At 71.9% G+C, this 21,864-nt stretch carries 16 protein-coding genes and 1 pseudogene; 9 read left to right on the top strand and 8 right to left on the bottom strand.

Going from position 1 to position 21,864, the window contains the following annotated elements; translation table 11 throughout:
• Positions 1–12: 12 nt before the first annotated feature.
• A complete protein-coding gene (locus tag FOF48_RS34400; RefSeq protein WP_143908917.1) occupies positions 13–1,239 on the bottom strand; it encodes an ABC transporter permease in 1,227 nt (408 codons plus the stop codon).
• A gap of 303 nt (positions 1,240–1,542) precedes the next feature.
• Here FOF48_RS34400 and FOF48_RS34395 point away from each other — a divergent pair, with 303 nt between their 5' ends.
• Positions 1,543–3,291, top strand: coding sequence for an MDR family MFS transporter (locus FOF48_RS34395; RefSeq protein ID WP_143908915.1), 1,749 nt, complete (start codon positions 1,543–1,545; stop codon positions 3,289–3,291).
• A gap of 11 nt (positions 3,292–3,302) precedes the next feature.
• Here the strand turns inward: FOF48_RS34395 and FOF48_RS34390 are convergent, their stop codons facing one another.
• The gene (locus tag FOF48_RS34390; protein WP_143908913.1) at positions 3,303–4,811 is read right to left on the bottom strand and encodes a M20/M25/M40 family metallo-hydrolase; all 1,509 of its coding nucleotides are present in this window, start codon (positions 4,809–4,811) and stop codon (positions 3,303–3,305) included.
• A 282-nt stretch (positions 4,812–5,093) separates the two neighbouring features.
• Here FOF48_RS34390 and FOF48_RS34385 point away from each other — a divergent pair, with 282 nt between their 5' ends.
• The 3 genes and pseudogenes from FOF48_RS34385 to FOF48_RS34380 all read left to right on the top strand — a co-directional run bounded on the left by FOF48_RS34385 (position 5,094) and on the right by FOF48_RS34380 (position 9,928).
• Positions 5,094–6,083, top strand: coding sequence for a hypothetical protein (locus FOF48_RS34385; protein WP_143908911.1), 990 nt, complete (start codon positions 5,094–5,096; stop codon positions 6,081–6,083).
• Positions 6,084–6,172: 89 nt separating this feature from the next.
• Positions 6,173–6,673, top strand: a pseudogene (locus FOF48_RS37400) (PAS domain-containing protein); the annotation flags it as partial.
• 15 nt (positions 6,674–6,688) lie between these two features.
• Positions 6,689–9,928, top strand: a complete 3,240-nt coding sequence (locus tag FOF48_RS34380; RefSeq protein ID WP_255443000.1) for a PAS domain-containing protein — start codon at positions 6,689–6,691, stop codon at positions 9,926–9,928.
• A gap of 25 nt (positions 9,929–9,953) precedes the next feature.
• Here FOF48_RS34380 and FOF48_RS34375 read toward each other — a convergent pair whose 3' ends face one another.
• Positions 9,954–13,391, bottom strand: a complete 3,438-nt coding sequence (locus FOF48_RS34375; RefSeq protein ID WP_143908907.1) for an amidohydrolase family protein — start codon at positions 13,389–13,391, stop codon at positions 9,954–9,956.
• Between the two features lie 175 nt (positions 13,392–13,566).
• On the opposite strand from FOF48_RS34375, the gene FOF48_RS34370 reads away from it, so the two are divergent.
• The gene (locus FOF48_RS34370) at positions 13,567–14,016 is read left to right on the top strand and encodes a PaaI family thioesterase (RefSeq protein ID WP_143908905.1); all 450 of its coding nucleotides are present in this window, start codon (positions 13,567–13,569) and stop codon (positions 14,014–14,016) included.
• A gap of 5 nt (positions 14,017–14,021) precedes the next feature.
• Positions 14,022–14,474, top strand: a complete 453-nt coding sequence (locus FOF48_RS34365) for a PaaI family thioesterase (protein WP_186002193.1) — start codon at positions 14,022–14,024, stop codon at positions 14,472–14,474.
• Between the two features lie 13 nt (positions 14,475–14,487).
• On the opposite strand, the gene FOF48_RS34360 is transcribed toward FOF48_RS34365, so the two are convergent.
• Positions 14,488–14,811, bottom strand: coding sequence for a pilus assembly protein N-terminal domain-containing protein (locus FOF48_RS34360; protein WP_143908904.1), 324 nt, complete (start codon positions 14,809–14,811; stop codon positions 14,488–14,490).
• Positions 14,812–15,152: 341 nt separating this feature from the next.
• On the opposite strand from FOF48_RS34360, the gene FOF48_RS34355 reads away from it, so the two are divergent.
• Entirely contained in the window at positions 15,153–16,346 is a 1,194-nt protein-coding gene (locus tag FOF48_RS34355) for a BTAD domain-containing putative transcriptional regulator (protein ID WP_143908902.1), read from the top strand.
• 285 nt (positions 16,347–16,631) lie between these two features.
• Here FOF48_RS34355 and FOF48_RS34350 read toward each other — a convergent pair whose 3' ends face one another.
• The gene (locus FOF48_RS34350; RefSeq protein WP_143908900.1) at positions 16,632–16,913 is read right to left on the bottom strand and encodes a hypothetical protein; all 282 of its coding nucleotides are present in this window, start codon (positions 16,911–16,913) and stop codon (positions 16,632–16,634) included.
• A 235-nt stretch (positions 16,914–17,148) separates the two neighbouring features.
• On the opposite strand from FOF48_RS34350, the gene FOF48_RS34345 reads away from it, so the two are divergent.
• Both FOF48_RS34345 and FOF48_RS34340 read left to right on the top strand, forming a co-directional pair.
• Positions 17,149–18,504: an RtcB family protein gene (locus FOF48_RS34345; protein WP_143908898.1), complete on the top strand. Its 1,356-nt coding sequence runs from the start codon at positions 17,149–17,151 to the stop codon at positions 18,502–18,504.
• 73 nt (positions 18,505–18,577) lie between these two features.
• Positions 18,578–19,519 (top strand): TIGR02266 family protein, encoded by a 942-nt coding sequence (locus tag FOF48_RS34340; protein ID WP_143908896.1) that lies wholly within the window; start codon positions 18,578–18,580, stop codon positions 19,517–19,519.
• Between the two features lie 58 nt (positions 19,520–19,577).
• Here FOF48_RS34340 and FOF48_RS34335 read toward each other — a convergent pair whose 3' ends face one another.
• The 3 genes from FOF48_RS34335 to FOF48_RS34325 form a co-directional block, all read right to left on the bottom strand.
• A complete protein-coding gene (locus FOF48_RS34335) occupies positions 19,578–20,297 on the bottom strand; it encodes an immunity 52 family protein (RefSeq protein WP_255442998.1) in 720 nt (239 codons plus the stop codon).
• Between the two features lie 17 nt (positions 20,298–20,314).
• Positions 20,315–20,887 carry a Tox-REase-5 domain-containing protein gene (locus FOF48_RS34330; protein WP_255442988.1) on the bottom strand — a complete coding sequence of 191 codons (573 nt, stop codon included), beginning with the start codon at positions 20,885–20,887 and terminating at the stop codon, positions 20,315–20,317.
• A 63-nt stretch (positions 20,888–20,950) separates the two neighbouring features.
• A complete protein-coding gene (locus tag FOF48_RS34325; RefSeq protein WP_143908890.1) occupies positions 20,951–21,847 on the bottom strand; it encodes a virginiamycin B lyase in 897 nt (298 codons plus the stop codon).
• Between the last annotated feature and the right edge of the window lie 17 nt (positions 21,848–21,864).

Below are 21,864 nucleotides of genomic sequence, written 5' to 3'. Positions count from 1 at the left end.
TCCCGCTCCCGCCTAGTCGTGGCGAAGCGCTTCCACGGGGTCCAGGTTCGCGGCCCGCGCCGCCGGCCAGATGCCGAACAGCAGGCCCACCATCGCGGAGAAGCCCACGCCCAACGCCACCGTCAGCGGCTGCACCGCCGCCGCCAGGGGCGTCAGGTAGTTCACCAGCCACGCCAGCCCCATGCCCACCGCGGTGCCCAGCGCGCCGCCCACCGCGGACACGCTGGCCGCCTCCATGAGGAACTGGAAGATGATGGTGTGCTTGCGAGCCCCCAGCGCCCTCCGCACGCCAATCTCCCGCGTCCGCTCACGCACGGACACCAGCATGATGTTCATGATGCCGATGCCGCCCACCAGCAGCGTGATGAGCCCCACGCCCGTGGCCGCGCCGTAGAGCGCGCCCGTCAGCTGCGCGTACATGTTGGCCAGCTGATCCGGCCGGTTGATGGCGAAGTCGTCCGGCATGCCGGGCTTGGTCTTGCGCTCGCGGCGCAGCGTCTCCGTGAGCCGGTCCTGCACGCGGGGCACGTTCTCCTGCGCGTCCACCGCGAGCACCAGGTTCACGTCCCGCTGGGTGCCGAAGTGCCCCTGGAACGCGGGGTAGGGCAGCATCGCCACCATGTCCACGTTCTGCCCCAGCACCGTGCCGCGCTCCACGATGACCCCCGAGACGCGGTAGGGGCGGCGGTCCACGAGGACGCGGTGGCCCACGGGGTTGATGCCCGGGAAGAGCACCTTGGCCACCTCCGCGCCAATCACCACCACCGCGGAGCGGTTGTCCACGTCCGACTGGGTGATGAAGCGCCCGCTCGCCATCTCCACCGAGGACGTCAAGGCGTATTCGGGGCTGGTGCCCATGGTCTGCACGGAGGCGAGCTTCCGGTTCTGGAAGGCCACCTCCGCGACGACGAACATCATGGGCGCCACCGCGACCACGTGCTCGGAGCTGGCGCGCAGCGGCTCCACCAGGTCCACCGAGAGCGTCTTGCGGTTGCGGTACGCCCACCAGTCCCCGTTCATCACCCAGGGGAACTTGGACACCTGCAGCGTGTTGGAGCCAATCTTGTCGAGCTGCTCCGCGAACGAGCTGTTCAACCCCTGGATGATTCCAACGATGGCCAGCAGCGTGCACACGCCCACGCCAATGCCCACCGTGGTGAGCACCGTCCGCAGCCGGTTGGAGCGCAGCGAGGTCAGCGCGATGCGCGCCCCCTCCCACACGTCGACCCGGAAGTTCACGAAACCACCCCTTCACGCTGGAGGCCACGCGGCCCCCGCGCCGGGACGGACCCCGGCGGGCGGTCCGCGTCAGGCACTCTACGCACAGGAGGGCCGCCCATTGCACGCGGCCTTCTCGGGGAGGCTTTCGCGGCGGGGATTTCCCGTTTCAGGGCGGCGCGGCCACCGTGTCGCCCGCCAGGCGCGCACCCGGGCCGTGACCTGCTTCAGGAGGGAGGGCGGCCAGGCAGGCGCGCATGGCCCGTGCCCCACCGCGTCCCCAGATTCGCGCGGACGCACGCGTGAGCGCGTGCCCACGCGCCCATGGCCGAGCTCGCCGCCGACACCGCTCCGGACTCCCGCGCCGCCCCGGCGTCCGAGCGGTTCAGCCGCTCGCAGAAGGCCTTCACGCTGGCGGGGGCCCTGCTGGGGCTGCTGCTGGCGGCGCTGGACCAGACCATCGTGGCCACCGCGGGCCCCACCATCCAGGCGGACCTCCACATCGCGCCAGAGCACTACCCGTGGCTCACCACCGCGTACCTGGTGGCCTCCACGATGATGGTGCCGGTGTGGGGCAGGCTGTCGGACCTGCTGGGCCGCCGCGCGGTCCTGGTGGCGGGCATCACCGTGTTCCTCACCGGCAGCTTCCTGTGCGGCGCGTCCCGCTCCACCCTCACGCTCATCCTCTGCCGCGCGGTGCAGGGCCTGGGCAGCGCGGCGCTCTTCACGGGGTCCCTGGCGGTGGTGGCGGACCTGTTCCCGCCGCGCGACCGGGGCAAGTACCAGGGCCTCTTCGGCGCGGTGTTCGGCCTGTCCAGCGTCATTGGCCCGCTGGCCGGTGGCTTCATCACCGACACGATGGGCTGGCACTGGGTGTTCTTCATCAACCTGCCGGTGGGCGCGCTCGCGCTGGCGCTCATCTTCCTGCGCATGCCGCCGCTCAAGCCCGAGGGCGTCCGCGGCGGCAGCCTGGATGTCCCGGGCGCGCTCGCGCTGGCGCTGGGCGTGGTGCCGCTGCTCCTGGCGCTCAGCCTGGGACGCGGGACGGGGATGCACCGGGCGGGCGGCTTCCCGTGGGGGTCCACGCCCATCCTCGGGCTGTTCGCGCTGTCCGCGGTGGGCCTGGGGCTCTTCGTCTGGCGCGAGCGCCGCGCGAAGGAGCCACTGCTGGACCCGTCCCTGTTCCGCCTGCGGGCGTTCTGGGCGGGCAACGCGGCGGTGTTCACCATTGGCGCGGTGTTCCTGGCGTCCGTCACCTTCCTGCCCCTGTTCATGGTCAACGTGGTGGGGCTGTCGGCGACGCACTCGGGGCTGACGCTGACGCCGCTGACCCTGGGCGTGGTGGCGGGCAACGTGCTGTCCGGGCAGCTGGTGTCGCGGCTGGGGCGCTACAAGGCGCTGATGGCGGGCGCGCTCCTGTTCCTGATGGGCGGCTTCGCGGTGATGGGCTTCACCCTGACGCCGGACTCCAGCCAGGCCGAGGTGACGGTGAAGATGGTGCTGGTGGGCCTGGGCCTGGGCCCGTCCATCCCGCTCTACACCGTGGCCGTGCAGAACGCGGTGCCGCCCCAGCGCATCGGCGTGGCCACCTCCGCGACGACCTTCTTCCGGCAGCTGGGCATGACGGTGGGCGTGGCGCTGCTGGGCACCGTGTACGCGGGCACGCTGGGCCGGGAGATGCGCGCGCGCACGCAGCAGGCCACGCAGGGGCTGCCCCCGGACGTGCGGCAGGAGCTCCAGGCGGCGGCCCCGGGGAGCCTGGGCGGCGAGGGGGCCCCCCAGGGACAGCGCTTCCAGCCCGGGCCGGTGAAGGACTCGCTGCGCCAGGGCTTCGACGCGGAGCGGCGGCGGGCGGAGGGGCCCCAGGCCCGCGCGGACGTGGACGCGGACGAGGCCCGCGCGCTGTCCACCGTGGACGCCGTGGCGCGAGCGCTCAAGGAGTCCTTCACCCTCGCGACGATGGCGGTGTACCGCCTCGCCATCCTCATCACCCTGGGGGCCCTGCTCTTCACGCTGCTGCTGCCGGAGCTGCCGCTGCGGCGCGGCGGGACGGGCAGGGCCGTGGCGGAATAAGCCCCCCGCGCCTACTTCTTCGCCGGCGGCGTCTCCGACTCCGGCGCGGTGGGACGCGCGAGCACGCCCGGCGCCTCCGCCAGCGCGTACGCCATCCACGTGACGGCGGCGGCGCTGCGCGACAGGTCCTGGGGATCCACCTTGTCCAGCGTGTCCGCCATGGAGTGGTGCACGTCGAAGTAGCGGCTGCTGTCCACGCGCACGCCCACGAAGGGCACGTGCGCGGGCTCCATGGGGCTGAGGTCCGCGCCCGTCGCGTGCCCCACCAGGAAGGTGGCCGCGCCCAGGCCCTCCAGCGGCGAGAGCCACGGCCGCAGCAGCGCCTCTCCGCCCGGGCCCGCGTGCAGGCTCACGCCCAGGGGGCGCCCTCCGCCCGAGTCCATCTCCAGCGCGGCCACGTGCTTCGGCAGCTCCTTCGCGTGGGCCTCCGCGTACGCCCGGCCGCCGCGCAGGCCGTTCTCCTCGTTCATGAACAGCACCACGCGCACCGTGCGCCGGGGCGCCTGGGGCAGCTTCGCCAGCAGCCGCGCCGCCTCCATCACCATCACCACGCCCGCGCCGTCGTCATGCGCGCCCGTGCCCACGTCCCACGAGTCCAGGTGCGCGCCCAGCAGCACCACCTCGTCCGGCTTCTCCCGGCCCCGCACCTCCGCCACCACGTTGGACGAGTCCGCGTCCGGCAGCTCCGAGCAGCCCAGCACCAGCCGCACCTTCACCGTTCCACCCTGGAGCATCCGGTGCAGCGTCAGCGCGTCCTCCACCGACACCGCCGCGGCGGGCAGGCGCACCCCGCCCTCGTCGAAGCGCGTGGCCCCCGTGTGCGGCGTGCGCAGCGACGCCGTGGCCAGCGAGCGCACCAGCGCGGCCACCGCGCCCTGCTTCGCCGCCGCCGCCGGGCCCCGGCCGCGCAGCCCCGCGAAACGGCCATAGTCCGCCGCCTCCGACATCGTATGGTTGAAGAAGACGATGCGGCCCTTCACCTTGTCCCCCAGCGCCGCCAGCTCCTCCAGGGAGCCCACCTCCACCACCTCCGCGGTGAGGCCCTCCGGCGGCGTGGGCGCGCTGCCCCCCAGCGCCAGCAGCGCCAGCGGCAGGCCGCGCGTGCGCTCGGAGGCGACGATCTCGCCGTGCTCCTCCCCGCGCACCCAGCGCGGCACCTTCACCGGCTCCTTCCACGCCTTCACCCCGTCCGCCTGGAACGCGCGCAGGGCCCACTGCACCGCCGCCTCCGCGGACTCGGAGCCCGACAGGCGCGGCCCCACCCCGTCCGTCAGCTCCTCCAGCCGCGCGTACGCGTGCCCTTCCGTGAGCGCGGGCCCCACCAGGCGCGCCGCCGTGGCCTGCTGCGCGGCGCTCAGCTTCGAGGCCACGGGCGCCACCGCCTTCACGGCGCTGGTGGCGGGGGACTTCGGCGCGGGCTCCTGGGAGGGCGCGGCGGCGGGGGACTGCGGTGCGGGCGACGCCGCGGTGAGCAGGCGGAGGGCCAGCGAGACGGGCAGGACGAACGCGGACGTGGACACTCGAAGCCTCGACGGGACCAGGAGGATGAAGGCGGGGGGTGGAAGTCCCAGGGGCCACCGCGCGCCGAGAGGGGGAACGCGGCGCGCGGGGCTCAACTGGGACGTCACGCACCGGTTCCGCGGTTGGGGAACGCGAGGCCCGGTACATACGCCATCTTCCAAGAAGAAGAGGACGTGCGTGCATTCTTTAAAGAAATTCTTCGCACCGTCAAGGCAGGAAGTGAGCATTGCGACCTCCGGGCGATGTGAGTGTTGGTGACTCTCCGCTACGCAGGACGTCCCATGGCCCCACCCCTTCCCGGGCGACCCGACACATCGTGCCAGAGCCTGGAGGCCCTGGCCGAGCAGCTGTCCGCCCGTGATTTCGGTCGCTTGGAGGATGACGCGCTGCCCTCGCTGCTGCTCGCGGTGCACGGGAGGGACTTCACGCGGGACTTCCGGGAGGAGTTCGGCACGGAGGACGACTGGGCGCAGGCGCTGGGGCGGACCGCGCGGGCGGTGCGTGGCGCCTTCGACTTCCTCCGCCAGGACGCGGGCATCCCGCACCTGAGCCTCCTGCCCCGGCCGGAGGTGCTGCCGCTGCTGTCCCGGTTCTTCCACCTGCACCCCCAGCCTGGTCCCGACTCCCGCGCGCGGCTGTCGTACTGGCTGTGGCGCCGCGCCCTCTTCGACACCGAGCGTTCACCGCCCGACGCCGAGGCCCGCGCGAGCCTCGCGGTCCTCACCACGGACGCGGACGCCTCCGTGCGCGCGCTGCTCCACCGGGTGGGCCCTCCGCCGCCGCGCGGCTGGGAGCGCTATTCGCAGCCGGGCATGGCGGGGCTCGCGTCGGTGGCGGACCGGGTGGAGGCCAACGCCCTGTTGGCGCTGCGGCCCCGGCACCTGCTCACCGGCGCCCTGCTGGAGCCCGGCCCGCTGCTGGAGATCCAGGGCGCGGTGGCCTTCCTGCCCGTGTTCCCCCCACCCCTGTCGGGGCTCCCTCCCGCCCCCGGTTCGGGGAGCGCCCTGCAGCTGACCCTGGCGAACCAGTTCTTCCACCCGGTGCTCGCGCCAGGCAGGTCCCTGCTGGGGCTGGTGCGCGCTGGCGCGGTTCCCCCCGCGGTCTTCCCCAGCCATGCCCTGTCGCCCGACGCCCTGGCCGCCCTGCGTCAAGGCGACGGAGCGGACTTCCTCGCGCGCCGCCGGGACGCGCTCGTCGCCCACATCCGGGCGTTCATCCAGGCGCGGACGGGCGCGGACGCCGAGGAGGAAGTTCCGCCTCCGGAGGAATGAACCCCTGGGAAATCGCCGTTGCCCACCCTGGAGGACCCGGGTCACAGTTCCCGCGCTGAAGGTCGCCCCACCGACCCGGTCCCCCGTCCATGAGCCTGCCCCCTTCCGACACCGAACAGGCCTTGAAGGCCGAGGTCGAACGTCTGCGGCATCGCTTGCGCGCCGCGGGCCTGGAGTCCTCCACCGACGCGGCGCCCACCGGGCCGGACGCCGCCGCCACGCCCCTGTTCGACGGGGAGCGGCTGGCGGCGCTCTTCCAGCAGGCCGGGGTGGGCATCGCGCAGGCGGACCTGGAGGGCACGTTCCAGCTGGCGAACCAGCACTTCCGCGACATGTTGGGGCGCTCGCTCGAGGACGTGCTGGGGCGTGACCTGCTGGACTTCACGCACCCGGAGGACCGCGCGCGCGACGCCACCCTGTTCCGTCGCCTGGTGGAGACGGGCGAGCCCTTCGTCGTGGAGAAGCGCTACCTGCGGCCGGACGGCCGCGTCATCTGGGCGCGCAACCACGTCGCGCTGGCGAGGGACGCGGCGGGACGGCCCTCCTTCGCCGTCTGCGTCTCGCGGGACATCACCCAGGCGCGGGAGGACGACGAGCGCCTGCGCGTGAAGCACGAACAGCTGCGGCTGGCGCAGGAGGCGGGCGGCATCGGCGTGTTCACGCTCGACATCGCCACCCACCTGCTGACGGTGACGCCGGAGTTCTGCCGGCTGTACGGCGTGCCGCTCACGGACACCGTGCCCGCGGCGGACATCGAGGCGCTCGTGCTGGAGGAGGACCGGCCCCTGACCTCCAACGCGCGCACTCGGGCGGCGGGCCAGGTGACCCCTTCGGTGGAGTACCGCGTCCGCCGGCTGGACACCGGGGAGGTGCGGTGGATCGCCCGCCGGGCGTCGCTCGTGCACGACGCGGCGGGCCGGCCCGCGCAGCTCATCGGCGTCACCCAGGACGTCACCGACCGCCACCACTCCGAGGACGCGCTGCGCGCGGCGAACGAGCGCGTGCAGCTGGCGCTGAGCACCGAGGCGGTGATTGGCACCTGGGTGTGGGACGTGCCGGACAACCGCGTCACCACGGACGCGCGCTTCGCGGACTCCTTCTCGTTGGATCCACTGCGAGCGCGCGAAGGCCTGCCCCTCGGCCAGTTCGTGGCGGCCATCCACCCGGAGGACCGGCCCGGGGTGGAGGCGGCCATCGCCCGCGCGCTGGAGACGGGGGGGACGTACCGCGCCGAGTACCGCGTGCGCCGCTCCGACGGGGTCTACCGCTGGGTGGAGGCGAGCGGTCACTGCGAGCGCAGCCGAGCAGGGGCGCCGCTGCGCTTTCCGGGCGTCCTGGTGGACATCGACGCGCGCAAGCGGGCGGAGCTGCGGCAGGCCGCGCTGCTGGAGATGGCGGACCGGCTGCGCGAGGCCGTGTCCGCGGACGCCGCCGCGCGGCTCGCCATGGAGGTGGTGGGGCGGCTGCTGGGCGTGCCGCGCGCGGGCTACGGCACGGTGGACGCGGTGCATTCCCTGGTGCGGATGCATCCGAACTGGGTGGCTTCGCCGGACGTGGCACGCGTGGAGGGGGTGCACCGCTTCCTCGACTACGGCGTGTTCATCGAAGACCTCCTGAAGGGCGAGGTGGTGGCCATCCCGGACGTGAGGGAGGACCCGCGCACGGCCCCCCAGGCGGCCACCCTGGAGGCGATTGGCATCCGGGCGCTGTTCAACATCCCGCTGCTGGAGCACGGCCGGTTCGTGGCGGTGCTGTTCCTCCACGACACGCAGCCGCGCCCATGGACGGAGGATGAAATCGAGCTGGCGCGCAACGTGGCCGACCGGGTGTGGACGACGCTGGCGCGGCTCAAGGCGCTCTCGGAGTTGAAGCAGGCCAACGAGACGCTCGAGCAGCGCGTGGCGCAGCGCACGCAGGAGCGGGACCGGGTGTGGCGGCTGTCGCAGGACCTGCTGCTGGTGGCGGACCTGGAGGGCCGCTTCCTCAGCGTCAACCCCGCCTGGACGCGGACGCTGGGGTGGACGGAGGAGGAGCTGGTCGGGCGCACGAGCCAGTGGATGGAGCCGCCGGGCGCGCAGGAGCGGACGCGCGAGGAGGTCCGCCAGCTGGCGGAGGGCCACACGACGCTGCGCTTCGAGAACTCCTTCCGGACGCGGGACGGCCACTACCGGCACTTCTCTTGGACGGCGGTGCCCGCGCTGGAGGAGGGCCTGCTGTACGCCACCGCGCGCGACGTCACCGAGCAGCGGCGGACGGAGGAGCAGCTGCGGCAGTCGCAGAAGATGGAGGCGGTGGGGAAGCTGACGGGGGGCGTGGCGCACGACTTCAACAACCTGCTCCAGGTGGTGGGCGGCAACCTCCAGCTGTTGCAGCGCGACGTGGCGGGCAACGAGCGGGGACTGCAGCGGGTGCGCTCGGCGCTGGGCGCGGTGGAGCGCGGGGCGCGGCTGTCCGCGCAGCTGCTGGCGTTCTCCCGGCGGCAGCCGCTGGAGCCGCGCTCCTTGAGCCTGGGGCGGCTGGTGCGGGGCATGGACGACCTGCTGCGCCGCGCGCTGGGCGAGGACGTGGAGGTGGAGACGGTCATCAGCGGCGGGCTGTGGAACACGCTGGCGGATCCGCACCAGTTGGAGAACGTCATCCTCAACCTGGCCATCAACGCGCGGGACGCGATGAGTGGCAGCGGGAAGCTGACGCTGGAGTTGAGCAACGCGGCGCTGGACGACCACTACGCGCAGGCGCACCCGGAGGTGCTGGCCGGGGCGTACGTGTTGCTGGCGGTCTCGGACACGGGTGCGGGCATGGCGCCGGAGGTGATGGAGCGCGCGTTCGAGCCCTTCTTCACGACGAAGCCGGAGGGCCGGGGCACGGGCCTGGGGCTGAGCATGGTGTACGGCTTCGTGAAGCAGTCCGGTGGCCACGTGAAGCTCTACAGCGAGGTGGGGCACGGCACGACGGTGAAGGTGTACCTGCCGCGCGCCTTCCAGCCGGAGGCGCCGGTGTCGGAGGGGGTGACGGGGCCGGTGCAGGGCGGGCAGGAGACCATCCTCGCGGTGGAGGACGACGCGGACGTCCGGGCGACGGTGGTGGAGCTGCTGACGGAGCTGGGCTACCGGGTGCTGCGCGCGGTGGACGGAGAGAGCGCGCTGTCCATCCTGAAGAGCGGCGTCGCGGTGGACCTGCTCTTCACGGACGTGGTGATGCCAGGGCCGGTGCGCAGCCCGGAGCTGGCGCGGCAGGCGAAGGCGTTGCAGCCGGACATCGAGGTGCTCTTCACGTCGGGCTACACGGAGAACGCCATCGTGCACGGCGGCCGGTTGGATCCAGGCGTGAGCCTGCTGTCCAAGCCGTACCGGCGCGAGGACCTGGCGCGCAAGGTGCGGGCGCAGCTGGACCAGCGGCAGCAGCGGCAGTTGACGCCGAGGCTGGCGTGGCCGGAGGCGGCCGCGCGCGGGGAGTCGTCCGCGGCGCAGGAGTCCGCGCGGCGGATGCACGTGTTGCTGGTGGAGGACGACGAGGACATCCGCGCCTCCGCGAGCGAGCTCTTGGGGCTCCTGGGGCACGCGGTGATGTCGGTGGCGAGCGCGGAGGAGGCGCGGGTGGCGCTGGCGGCGGAGCCCTTCGACGTGCTCTTCACGGACGTGACGTTGCCGGGCATGTCGGGGGTGGACCTGGCGCGCGAGGTGGCGCTGCGAAAGCCCACCATGCGCATCATCATCGCATCCGGGCACGGCCGCGCGGCGCTGGACGGGGATCCGCGGCAGTGGCTGGGCGTGGTGGTGCTGCCCAAACCCTACGCCCTCCCGCAGATCCAACAGGCCCTGGCCCAGGTGGCCGCGAAGCGCTGAGGCTCAGCTTCGCGGCTCACGAGCCCTAATCGCATACCTGTTCATTGGCATGCGTGGAGGCCCGGGGGCTCCACCCCTCGTTGCCGTCCTTCTCGAAGAAGAACCTGACGCGCGTGCGCTGCCGCGTGCCCACCTCGTTCAGCGTGTTCGCGTCGTACAGCCGGCCGTTCACCATCGTGTAGCGCACCGTGCGGCTGTTGGAGATGTCCTCCAGCGGGTTGCGATCCAGCACCACCACGTCCGCCAGCTTCCCCACCTCCAGCGAGCCCAGGTCGCCGTCGATGCCCAGGTGACGCGCGCCGTTCAGCGTGCCCACGCGCAACGCCTGCATCGGCGTCATGCCGCCCTGCACGAACATCGCCAGCTCCCAGTGCGCCGCCAGCCCTTCGCGCTGCCCGTGCGCGCCCAGCTGCACGCTCACGCCCAGGTCGTTCAGCTCCTTCGCCACGCGCGCCACGTTCGGGTGGTTGAACTCCTCGTCGGGGATCATCACGCGCCGCCTGGAGCGCGCGTCCACCACGCGCCGGGGCACGAAGGACAACAGGCGCGTGTCCTCCCAGACGTTCGTCTTCTGATACCAGTAGTTCTCCCCCATCAGCCCGCCGTAGGCCACGCCCAGCGTCGGCGTGTAGCCCACCCGCGTGCCCTTCCAGAGCTGGCGCACGTCGTCGTAGATGCGCGCCACCGGCAGCGAGTGCTCCAGCCCCGTGTGCCCGTCCACCACCATCGTCAGGTTGTGCTGGAGCAGCGAGCCGCCCTCGGGCACCACCAGCATCCCCAGTTCGCGCGCCGCCTGGAGCACCTTCTGCCGCTGGTCGCGCCGGGGCTGGTTGTAGCTCTTCACGCTGAACGCCCCCAACGCCTTCATCCGCCGCAGGTGCCGGCGCGCGTCGTCCAGCGTGTCGATCTCCACGTGCGCCCCCGCGCCCGCCGCCCCGTACAGGATGGTCCCCGTGGAGTAGATGCGCGGCGCCGTCAGCATCCCCGCCTTCCCCATCTCGCTCGCGGCGAAGATGGTCTCCGACTGGTTGGACGGGTCGTGCAACGTCGTCACCCCGAACGCCAGCGACGCCGCCTGCACCCAGCTCTGCTCCGGCATCAGCCCGTCCACGCCCATGCTCCCGTGCCAGTGCACGTCCACCAGGCCCGGCATCAGCGTCTTGCCCTTCACGTCCACCACCTTCGCCCCCGCCGGCACCGCCACCTTGCCCACCGGCCCCACCGCCACGATGCGGTTGCCCTTCACCACCACCACGCCCTCCTCCACCACCTCCTCGCCGTTCATCGTCACCAGCCGCCCGCCCACCAACGCCAGCACCCCCTCCGGCACGTCCGACTTCGCGGAGAACGACACGTCCACCCCGTCCGCCTCCGGCGGCGGCAGCGTCTTCGGCGCCCCGTCCAGGAACGTGAACGCGTCCTTCAGCGCCCGCGTGAAGAGCTTCGGCCCCAGCGCCCAGTGCAGGGACAGCCGCTCCCCCGCGCCGGACCAGTGCAGGTACTCCCCCGCGTCACGGCTCACCTGCGTCACCGGCATCGCCTTCGTGCCCGGCCCCACCAGCGCCTCCTTCGCGCCGCGCACGAAGGGCGTCACGTACGCGTTGAAGTCCTCGCGGAAGGCCACCCACCGGTCGTCCGGCGACACGCGCATCTCCAGCGCGCCCGCGCTCGTGAGGTGCGTGCGCGGCTCGCCCCCGTCCAGCGCGATGCTCCGCAGCGTGCGCACGTCCTCCGTCTCCTTGGACTCCACGTTGAGGAAGTACACGCGGTCCGACTTCGCCCCGAAGTGCGGCTGCTCCCCGTCCCGCGTCAGCTTGCGCGCCACGCCCCCGCCCGTGGACGGCACCACGAACAGCCCCGTCTCCCGGCTCCACGTGCCCGGCATCAGGTAGCCATCCCCCGTCGCCCGGTACACCACCCACTTGCCGTCCGGGCTCAGCGCCGGCTCCACGTAGTAGCCCGGCTGCGCCGTCACCACGCGGCCCTCGCCGCCCGTCGCCGCCACGATGCGCACCGCGCCCAGCGCGTCGTCGTCCCACGTCGAATAGACGATGGAGCGCCCGTCCCGCGAGAAGGCCGGGAAGAACTCCAGGTGCTCGTTCTGCCGCGTCAGCCGGCGCGGCGTGCCCGACGGCAGCTCCTTCACGTAGAGCCGGCCCAACGCCTGATACACCACCCTCTTACCATCCGGTGACACCTGCATCCAGCGCAGCATCTTCACGTCGAAGCGGTCCGGCGCCACCGGCCGGGTCCCCTTCACCGCCGCGAACACCGTGCGCGAGCCCTTCACGTGGAAGGGGATGGGGGTGACCTTCTTCGTCGCCACGTCGATGCGGTGCAGCGTCCCGGCCGCCCAGAACACCAGCGACTTGTTGTCCGGCGTCCACGCCATCACCGGCGACACGCCGTGGATGGCCCACGTCTCCTGCATGTCCCGGTCGAGCCCGTCATACAGCGGGCGCTCCGCGCCGGAGGCCACGTCCGTCACGTACAGCACGCTCTTCGCGCGCACCCGCCGCACGAACGCCAGCTGCTTGCCGTCCGGCGAAGGCGTGGGCCGGATGGAGCCGCCCGGCCCGGTGACGAAGGGCTCCACCTCCCGCGTGTCCAGGTCCAGCCGCTGGATGGCGTAGAGCTCCTTGTTCGGGTCCTTGTCGTACTCGAAGGTCTTCCCCGGCGTGACGTCCTGGCTGAAGTAGACGAAGCGGCCGTCGGGGGAGAACGCGGGCTCGCCCAGGTCCTTCTGGTCGTTGGCGCGCTCGGTGAGCTTCACGCCCTCGCCCCCCGCGCGGTGGTACATCCACACCTCGCCCGCGCCCAGCGAGCGCCGGCCGGTGAAGTGCTTGCGCGCCACCAGGAACTGGCCGTCCGGGCTCCACGCCGGGCTGTTGAGCAGCCGGAACTTCTCCTGCGTCACGGGCCGCGGGTCGGAGCCGTCGCGGTTCATCACCCAGAGGTTGTCTCCACCGCCCCGGTCGCTGGTGAACGCGATGGACTTCCCATCCGGGCTGTAGCGCGGCTGCATGTCCCAGGACGCGCCCGACGTCAGCGGCCGCGCCTCGCCGCCCGCGATGGGCAGCGCGTAGAGGTCCCCCAGCAGGTCGAAGAGGATTTCGTCCCCGCGCGGACTCACGTCCACGTTCATCCACGTGCCCTCGCGCACGTCGATGGGCACCTGCGACGCGGACACGCCGGGGGGCGCGTCCACGCTCCACGCGTCCTTCTTCGCGTCCGGCTTCTCCGCCTCCGCGACGGGGTTCGGCGTGCCCGCGTCGCCCTCGTTCGCCCGGGCGGCGGCGCGCGCGGTGTCCTCCGGCGTGGGAGGCGGAGGCGGCTCCCGCGGAGGCGCTTCGCCTTGCGGTGCGGGGGTGGGCGCACTCGCGGGCCGAGGCAGGGGCTGCGCGGCCAGCAGCAGGCCAGGCATCAGCAGCGTGAAGCAGAGGGCGGACAGAGGTCGGTTCACCGAGAGGGTCCTCGTTCGAGACGCGGGGCGCGGCATCCTGCCATGCCAGGACGCGCGGGCGCGCAGGGCGCCCGTGAACGCACGAAAGGGTGTGCCTGTTCCTGGGTGCGCGAGCGAGCGAGCCCGCGCATCGCGTTCCCCCGGCGCGGTCCGAATCTGCTATCGCGAGAGCCCTATGTCGGACTTCAGTCTTCCTGCGGACCAGGCGGGGCGGCGCGAACAGCTCTCCGTGCTGTTCACCGAGGCGGTGCCCCACAACCACGCGCTCGGGCTGCGGCTGGAGGCGGTGGGGGCCTCGGACGCGACGGTGGTGATGCCGTACGCGGACGTGCTCGTCGGCAACCCGGAGACCGGGGTGGTGGCGGGCGGCGCGGTGACGACGCTCATCGACGCGACGAGCGGCACGGCGGTGCTCGCGGCGCTGGGCACCTTCGCCGCCATCGTCACGCTGGACCTGCGAATCGACTACCTGCGCCCCGCGCGCCCGGGCCTCGCGCTGACCGCGCACGCCGAGTGCTACAAGGTCACCCGCCTCATCGCCTTCGTGCGCGCCCTGGTGCACCAGGGGGACCCGGCGATGCCGGTGGCCTCCGCGCAGGGCACCTTCATGCGGGTGGAGGACTGAACGCCATGAGCACGCCCTCCCTTCCCCTGGCGGAGCTGGTGCGCGTGGTGCGCAAGTCGCGCGAATACCACCGCCTCACCGACGCCATCCCCTACACGCGCTTCATGGGCATCGGCGTGGAGAACCTCGCCGGAGAGATGCTCTGCCGCATGCGCTACACACCCCACCTCATCGGCAACAGCATCCTGCCCGCGCTGCACGGCGGGGCGCTGGGCGCGCTCCTGGAGTCGACCGCCATCTTCGAGCTGCTGCTCCAGACGGACACCGACCGCGTGCCCAAGGTCATCTCCAGCACCGTGGACTTCCTGCGCTCGGGCAAGGCGCAGGACACCTTCGCGCGCGCCTTCATCACCCGCCAGGGCCGGCGCGTGGCCAACGTGCGCGTGGAGGCCTGGCAGGACGACCGCACCCGCCCCATCGCCAGCTCCCACGCGCTGTTCCTGCTCTCCGAGCCGTGAGCCCGCGGCGACGCTAGCCGCCCACCACGATGCGGTACGTGCGGCGCGTGCCGCCGCTCCAGATGATGAGGGTGGTCTTCCCCGCCGCCAGCGCGGAGACCTCCACCCCATCCACCCCCGTCGTCTTCACGTCCGCGATGGACGGGTCGCCCAGCGCCACGCGCGTCAGCCCCGGCACCGTCAGCACCTGCTTCGCGCCCCGCTTCAAGGTCAGCGTCTCGTCCGCGGGGGGCTCCGCCGCCTGAGCGGGCGCTCGCCTGGCCGGCTCCTTCGCCCCGGAGGGCATGGCACCCAGCAACAAGGCGCCCACCGACAAGGCCGCAAAACGTGAAATCATGGGTACTACCTCCACGTGTCTCCGTGGAATCGGAGTGAGACCAGCGTCGCATGCGTGCGCATCCGACGTCCCTGGAGTGTCGCGTCATCCGTTGAGAACGCGGAATGCCGTACTGGTGTTGTTACAGCGCCACTCCCTTTTCTACAGGGTCGCTGCGGAGTCATTCACCCGACAGCGTGCACGGGCACACGGTGATCAGCCTCGGGGTCCGCCGGGTGGAGGACAGGCGTTGCGGCCCGGGGGTGCGGTGGGCGCGAGGCACTGAACGCGAGCGCTCATCAGAAGCACACGGCACGTCGCCTGCTAGCTCCCGGTCACAGCACCGACGCGGGGGCCGTCTCATGAGCGAGCGCGAGTCGACGAAGCTGCGGGAGTTGAAGGAATCCGCTCACGCGCTGTACCAGCGGGGCAGGTATGCGCAGTGCGTGGAAACGTACGCGCAGCTGGCGAAGCTGCTGCCCCGCGACGCGAATGTACGCGTCCGGCTGGCGGAGGCCTGCCGGCGCGCGGGACAGCGGACGCAGGCGATCTCCGCGTACCGTGAAGCAGCGCAGGTGCTGTTGTCACTGGGTTGTGAATCCCGCGCGAGGGGCGCGCTGAAGGCCGCGCTGGAGTTGGATCCGCGCGACCCGGTGCTGCAACTGGAGGTGGTGCGGCTGGGCCAGGGCGCGGCGCCGTCGACGGCGCTGGAGGATGAACAGCTCTACTGCTTCGACCGGCTGCCGCCGCCGACACCGCCGCCCGCGCGGGTCCGGAGCGTGCCCCCGACACCGCCGCCTCCCTTCGTGCTCAGCGCCGCGCAGGAGCCGACGCTGACGGATGCGCGGCCCGTGGCGCCGTCCATCCGCCCCGTGAACCTCCAAGGGGCGCGCGGCGCGGCGGCGAGGACTCCAGGGCTCGGCTCGGGGCCGGGCCGGGACGCGGTCCTGCCCCAGCCCCGTCCCACGGGAGCGGCCGTGAGCGCGCCGCGCTCGGCGACGGAGACCTTGGCGCGCTCGGTGGCGAGCGCCGCCGCGGTCGCGCACACCGCGTCGAAGCCCTCCGCGAAGCCATCACGCGCGGCCAACGACACGGGCGTGCAGGGCTCGAGCTCCGTCGCGGCGCCAGTCGACGCGCGCGAGCGGGGGCATGCGCCGCAGAAAGCCCTGCCCGGCGCTCCGCTGGCCTTGCCCGCACTGCCGCGAAGCCCTCCGGGTGCACTGACGTCCGCGGCGGAGCCGACCACGCTGGTGACGAAGCCCGCCCTCCCACCGGAGCGTCCCACCGTGAAGGTCATCGCGCTGCTGAACCGGGCTCCAGAGGCCCTGCCGACGCCGCCTCCGGCAGCCGTCCCCACCTCCCCTCCGCATGCGTCCCCGCAGACGGAGCCGCCCCTGGCCGCGCCGGCCTACCGGCCGGAGATGCGCCGCCTGGCGCCGAACGTGGTCGCGCTGCGCGTGTCGCCCCATGCGCGCTGGGTCATCATCCGTTCGGACAGCGACCTGCAGGTGACCCGTTCGGAGGCCCTGCCTAAAGATCCGTCCGCGGCGTATTGAGCGGTGGTGTCACGCCGCCGCCCGGATCGCGGCGGTGCCCCCTGGCGTCTGGCATTGCGTTCACAGGGGTCCCTCGGGGGCTCACGGGGGACTTCGCATGCGGACTGGGCGGTGGATTTCCTTGTTGCTCAAGGCGCGGGGCTCTCGACGCGCGCATGGCCCTGAAACACGGGGGAGTACGGCACCTGGGCGCTCGATCCAGGATGGCCAGCACCACGCACCGAGGCGCCCTCCCCCACCTTGGGAAGGACGCCCGGATTCCTGCCCCGTCCTGAACAGCGCGCCCTACATGGACACGGACTTGTTCGGATCAATGAGGCTCTGTAGTGGATTGACGGCCTCCGCGGTCTCCTGCTCCGCGTCCGGCTCCTCCGCGCGGACCTGCGCCTCGCAGTGGTTGCTCTTGCGATTCTGGTGGCAGTGCCGGATGCCGTACACGTGATGGCATCCGCATGGGTCCACGCGCTTCTTCGCGCACAGCGAAGGATTGAACACCGGGGCCGCGGTCATCTCCACCGGCCCCGCCTGCAACGCCACCGCCAGCACCATCCCCGTCAGAAGCCCCATCGCCCACCCCCTTGATGCACGCAGCAGAAATGGGAATCCAGATCGGCTACCGCAAGTCCCAGGCTTGTCTGAATGCCCGTCCGTGCACTTCCGACTGTTCCCTCATCCTCCCCGCCCGGATTTCCCCCCGCATCCGCCGGGCAGGCAGCCGTCCAGGTGTCTGGAACCCGGCACCGTCAGGTATGACGGAGGGCTCCGTCCCTGCCGCGGGTTCATCCACCTGGGGTCGTCCGCCATGAGCTGGAAGCAACATCTGGAAAAGGTCTCCGAGGGCCACTACGTCCTGCCACGCACGAAGACGATGCGCGTGCACGCGGACCTGTTCCTCTCCGACAAGCTCCTCTGGGGCGAGGGAGGCCCGGAGTCCCCCGGCCTGGAGGACGCGGTCTTCGACCAGGTCGTCAACGCCGCCACCTTCCCCGGCGTCAGCCGCGTCGCCGTCACGCCCGACTGCCACGTGGGCTACGGCGTCCCCATTGGCACCATCGTGGAGACGGACGGCACGCTGCTGCCCACCGCCGCCGGCTATGACATCGGCTGCGGCATGGTGCAGCTCCAGACCTCCCTCACCGTGGAGGACGTCGCGGACCCCGCGAAGCGCCGCCAGTGGATCAACGAAGTGACCGAGCGCATCGCCGTGGGCGTGGGCGCCACCCGCGCGCGCAAGCAGCGCAGGCTCAGCGAGCCCACCGTGAAGGAGGTCCTGCGCCACGGCGCCAAGGCCCTGGGCCGGGGCCACTCCGTCACCGAGCGCGACTTCATCCCCGTGGAGGACACCGGCGTGGACATCCCGGTCCGCGCCTACGACAAGCGCGGGCAGCTGGGCAGCCTGGGCGGCGGCAACCACTTCACCGAGATGCAGGTGGATGAGCAGGGCCGCGTCTGGGTGATGCTCCACACGGGCAGCCGGGGCTTCGGCTGGAACATCGCGAAGCACTTCTTCGTGGAGGGCGCCGCGGCGCTGGGCCTCAAGAGCCGCAGCGAGGACTTCGTCTGGATGGACGCGGACAGCACCCTGGGCCGCCAGTACTGGAACCTGCACAACATGGCGGCCAACTTCGCCGTGGCCAACCGCCTGCTCATCGGCGAGGCCGTGTGCGGCGCGCTCGAGGACGTGTTCGGCGGCACCGCGAGCATCTACTACGAGATCTCCCACAACCTCATCCAGCGCGAGGCCGGGAAGTTCGTCGCGCGCAAGGGCGCCACGCGGGCCTTCCCCGCGGGCCACCCGGCCCTCAAGGGCACGACGTGGGAGGCCACCGGCCACCCCATCCTCATCCCCGGCTCCATGGAGACGGGCAGCGCCATCCTCTTCGCCGAACCCGGCGCGGAGAAGTCCATCTACTCGGTGAACCACGGCTCCGGCCGGCGGCTGTCGCGGGCCGCCGCGCGCCGGCAGCTCCAGCAAGAGGAGACGGACCGGCGCATGGAGGAGGCGGGCATCCTGCTCAACACCCGCACCACGCCGCTGGACGAGTCCGGGCCCTGCTACAAGAACCTGGACGACGTGTTGGAGACGGTGGAGCTGGCGGGGCTCGCCCGGGTGGCCCACCGCCTCAAGCCGGTGGCCTGCATCAAGGGCGCGGACTGAGGGGGTGCCCCGTGGGGGGCTCGTGGGGGAGGCCGGGCGGCGCTAGAGTGGGCGCCCGCCTGGAGCCCGACCGATGAGTGCCCTGCCCCCCACCCCCCGGACCTCCTCCCGGGAAGCCGAGCTGGCGCGCGCCGAAGCCGACATGGCCCGGCTGGAAGCGCAGCTCGCCGAGCAGGTGGCCCGCGCCACCACCGACGCGGCCGCGCTGAGCGAACGGCTGGCCCGCGCCCGGCAGGCGCTGTCCCGGCCGGAGCACGCCGGGGATTCGCGCCTGTCCCAGTGGGCCATGCGCCTGGAGGACACCGAGTCCCCCGAACCGTCCCCGGAGCTGGAGCGCCTGCGCGAGAAGGCAATGGACGCGCGTGAGGCCGCCCTGGACACGCGGCGGCAGGCCGGGCTGGACCTCCAGTCCGCGCTGCGCGTGCAGCAGGAGGACGCCGCCCGGGTGGTCAAGGCGCTGACGGACGCCGAGTCCGACCTGAAGCGCGCGGAGGCCGCCGCGAAGGCCCGCGCCGAAGCCGAGGCGAAGGCGCGCCGGCAGGCGGAAGCGGAGTCCGTGAAGGCCGCCCCGCCCCCGGGGCTGGCGTCCCGAACGAAGGCGACGCCGGACACCCCGGCCCGCTCCGAGCGGGCGGTCGCGCAGGCGCCGGTGGCGTCGACTCCAGCGAAGAGCGAGGCGCGGAAGGCGGGCCGGGTGCGGATGCACACGAGCATCGACACGCGCAGCGACTCCAACTTCTTCACCGGCTTCTCCATGGACATCAGCGAGGGAGGCATCTTCATCGCCACGGTGGAGGCGGTGCCGCGAGGCACGGCGGTGGAGCTGGACTTCACGCTTCCGGGAGGCCGGCCCCTGACGGTGAACGGCGTGGTGCGCTGGGCTCGCGATGGCAATGACCGCACGCCGGACCTGATGCCTGGCGTGGGCGTGCAGTTCACCACGCTGCCGGCGGAGGTGGCGCACGCCATCTCTTCGTTCGTGGCCACGCGCGATCCGCTCTTCTATCCGGACTGACGCTCACGCCAGCGGGCGCGAGGGGACGTCGCTCCAGCGCCCACGGACGGAGCCGTGATCAGGTCCCCCAGGGGCGCAGGGGCATGAGCAGGCCCGCGTCCTGGAGGCGCGCCTGGACGTCCTCGGCGAGCGCGACGTGGGCTGGGTTGGAGACGGTGAACTTCTCGGGTGTGAGGGTGATGAGCGTGCCCCGGTCCGGGATGTGTTCCACCTGCACGGGGGCGGGGAGCGGAGGCACGGGGCCACGGAAGTCGGCGAAGTACATGACCCAGCCGACGTAGGTGCCGAGCTTGGGGAACTGCTCGGCCACGATGAGGTTCCGGTGCTCATGGGAGGTGGCGATGCCAAACTCTGGTGCCCATGCGAGCGCCATGGCGCGCACCACGCCAGTCAGGACGTGAGCCTTCAGGACCCGCTCCGCTACCTCGCCCTGGCTGAGGGGATTGAGAAGGCAGACGGAACTCACGCGGGCGGAAGAGCTCCCACAGTGGCCGTTGACCCCCGAGGTTTCTTCCGATGTCTCACCAGCCCAAAGCCAGAAGCTGGAATCGTCACCGAACCGGTTGCTCTTCTTGCCGAGGAGCTTCGCCAACGTCGATGCATCGGGTGAAAGCTGCTGTTTCCGGGCCTTCTGGAAGGTGGCAGCCGCTTCGTACCAACGACTCCAGGTGGGCTCCAGGGGTGACATCCCTCGAAGGAAGGACTCCAGGCGCTGCGCGCACGCTTCAATGGACTCCTGTCGAGCCAGCCAGTAACTGCCCGCGTAGTACGTCTCCATCACGAACAGACACTCCTTCAGCGAGCTGGCGAGACCTGTACGACTTCAATGCTGAGTCCTTCGTTCTGGAAGGCCTCACGGAGGAAGTCAGCGAAGCGCTTCTCCGCCACATTCCAACGGATGCGCGTGTCGTTCGCCAGCCTGGATTGACGGCGGGCCTGATCCAGCATCCTTCCGAAGCCCCGGTAGAAGTCCTTCATCGTCATGTCCGCTTTGAGGAACTTCTCATAGCCCGGCCCCTTGGCCTCCAGCAGCACGTTCTCCACCGGGTCGAAGCCGTCGAAGTCCACCACCGTGTCGCCCTCTTGAAGCCGGTACGCGGAGCCCTCCGGCGCTCCCGTCACCTGCGCCTGATACGCGCGAGCACGCTCGGACATCGACTCGTTCACCTGCACCCATTTGCCCGGGCCTCCTGCTGACGGTAGCCCTCCACCCCCACTCTGGGCCGCCATCGCCACCGCCGTGGACGCGAGCGTCACCTCCACCCCGCCGCCCACCACCGCCACCTCGCTCACCTCCCGCACGGCCGCCAACCGGAAGCCCGCCTGCGACGCCCCCAGCAGCGCCGCGTCCGAGAAGGCTCGGCTCACCAGGGGCGCGAACACGCCCGCGTGTGGGTTGCACCAGGCCGAAAGCCGACGTCTGGGTCCACCTCATGGAAGCAGCGGTTCCAGACGCGCCACCCGCCCCTTCTCCAAGGCAATCCACACCGCGCCATCCGGGCCCAGCGTCAGGCCATGCGGTTCGGACGCGGGCGTCGGAAGGTCATACAGCTGGATGACCCCGGCTCCAGTGACGCGGCCCACGCGGTTGCCGCCCCATTCGGTGAACCAGAACGTTCCGTCCCTGCCGGCCACGATGGCGTGGGGTTTCGCGTCGCGATGAGGCAGGGGGAACTCCGTCACCGTTCCATCCAGGGCCATGCGGCCCAACTGCCCCGCCATGATTTCGACGAACCAGATGGCATCCGACCCCGCGGTCGCGCCGACGGGAGCCGCGCCGGGGGTCGGGAGCGGGAAGAGGCGGACGGTGCCGTCCAGGCTCATCCTGCCGAGAGCGTTCGTCTGGTTGAGGGTGAACCAGAGGGCCCCATCCGCCCCCGTGACGATGGCGGACGGATATCCACCGGTGGTGGGGAGGCGGTACTCGCGGACGTCTCCGTCGGGCGTGAGCCTGCCGATGCGGTCGTTGCGCATCAGCGTGAACCAGAGCGCGCCGTCCGGACCCACCGTGAGTCCGTAAGGGCCGCCCTCGCCGGGAATGGGGAAGCGGCTCACGCTCCCATCCAGCGTGATGCGTCCAACACGGTGGCTCTTGAACTCGGTGAACCACAGCGCGCCGTCAGGCCCGGAGATGATCCGCGACAGTCCATCCGCGCCTTCGACAGCAAAGCGCGTGACCTGCCCCGCCGTCGTCAGCCGGCCAATCTGGCCGTGGTGGACGAGCGTGAACCAGAGGGCCCCGTCCGCCCCCGTCGTGATGTCGTAGGGCCCACAGCCGTCGTCGCAGATGGGGTACTCACGAAGGGTGAAGGAAGGGGCGCGTGTCATGGAGGGCTCCAATCCTA

It is taken from the genome of Corallococcus sp. Z5C101001 (assembly GCF_007352635.1).
Taxonomy (GTDB): domain Bacteria; phylum Myxococcota; class Myxococcia; order Myxococcales; family Myxococcaceae; genus Corallococcus; species Corallococcus silvisoli.
The sequence above is the reverse complement of the archived record's forward strand: the minus strand, read 5'-3'. Positions and strand labels throughout refer to the sequence as shown.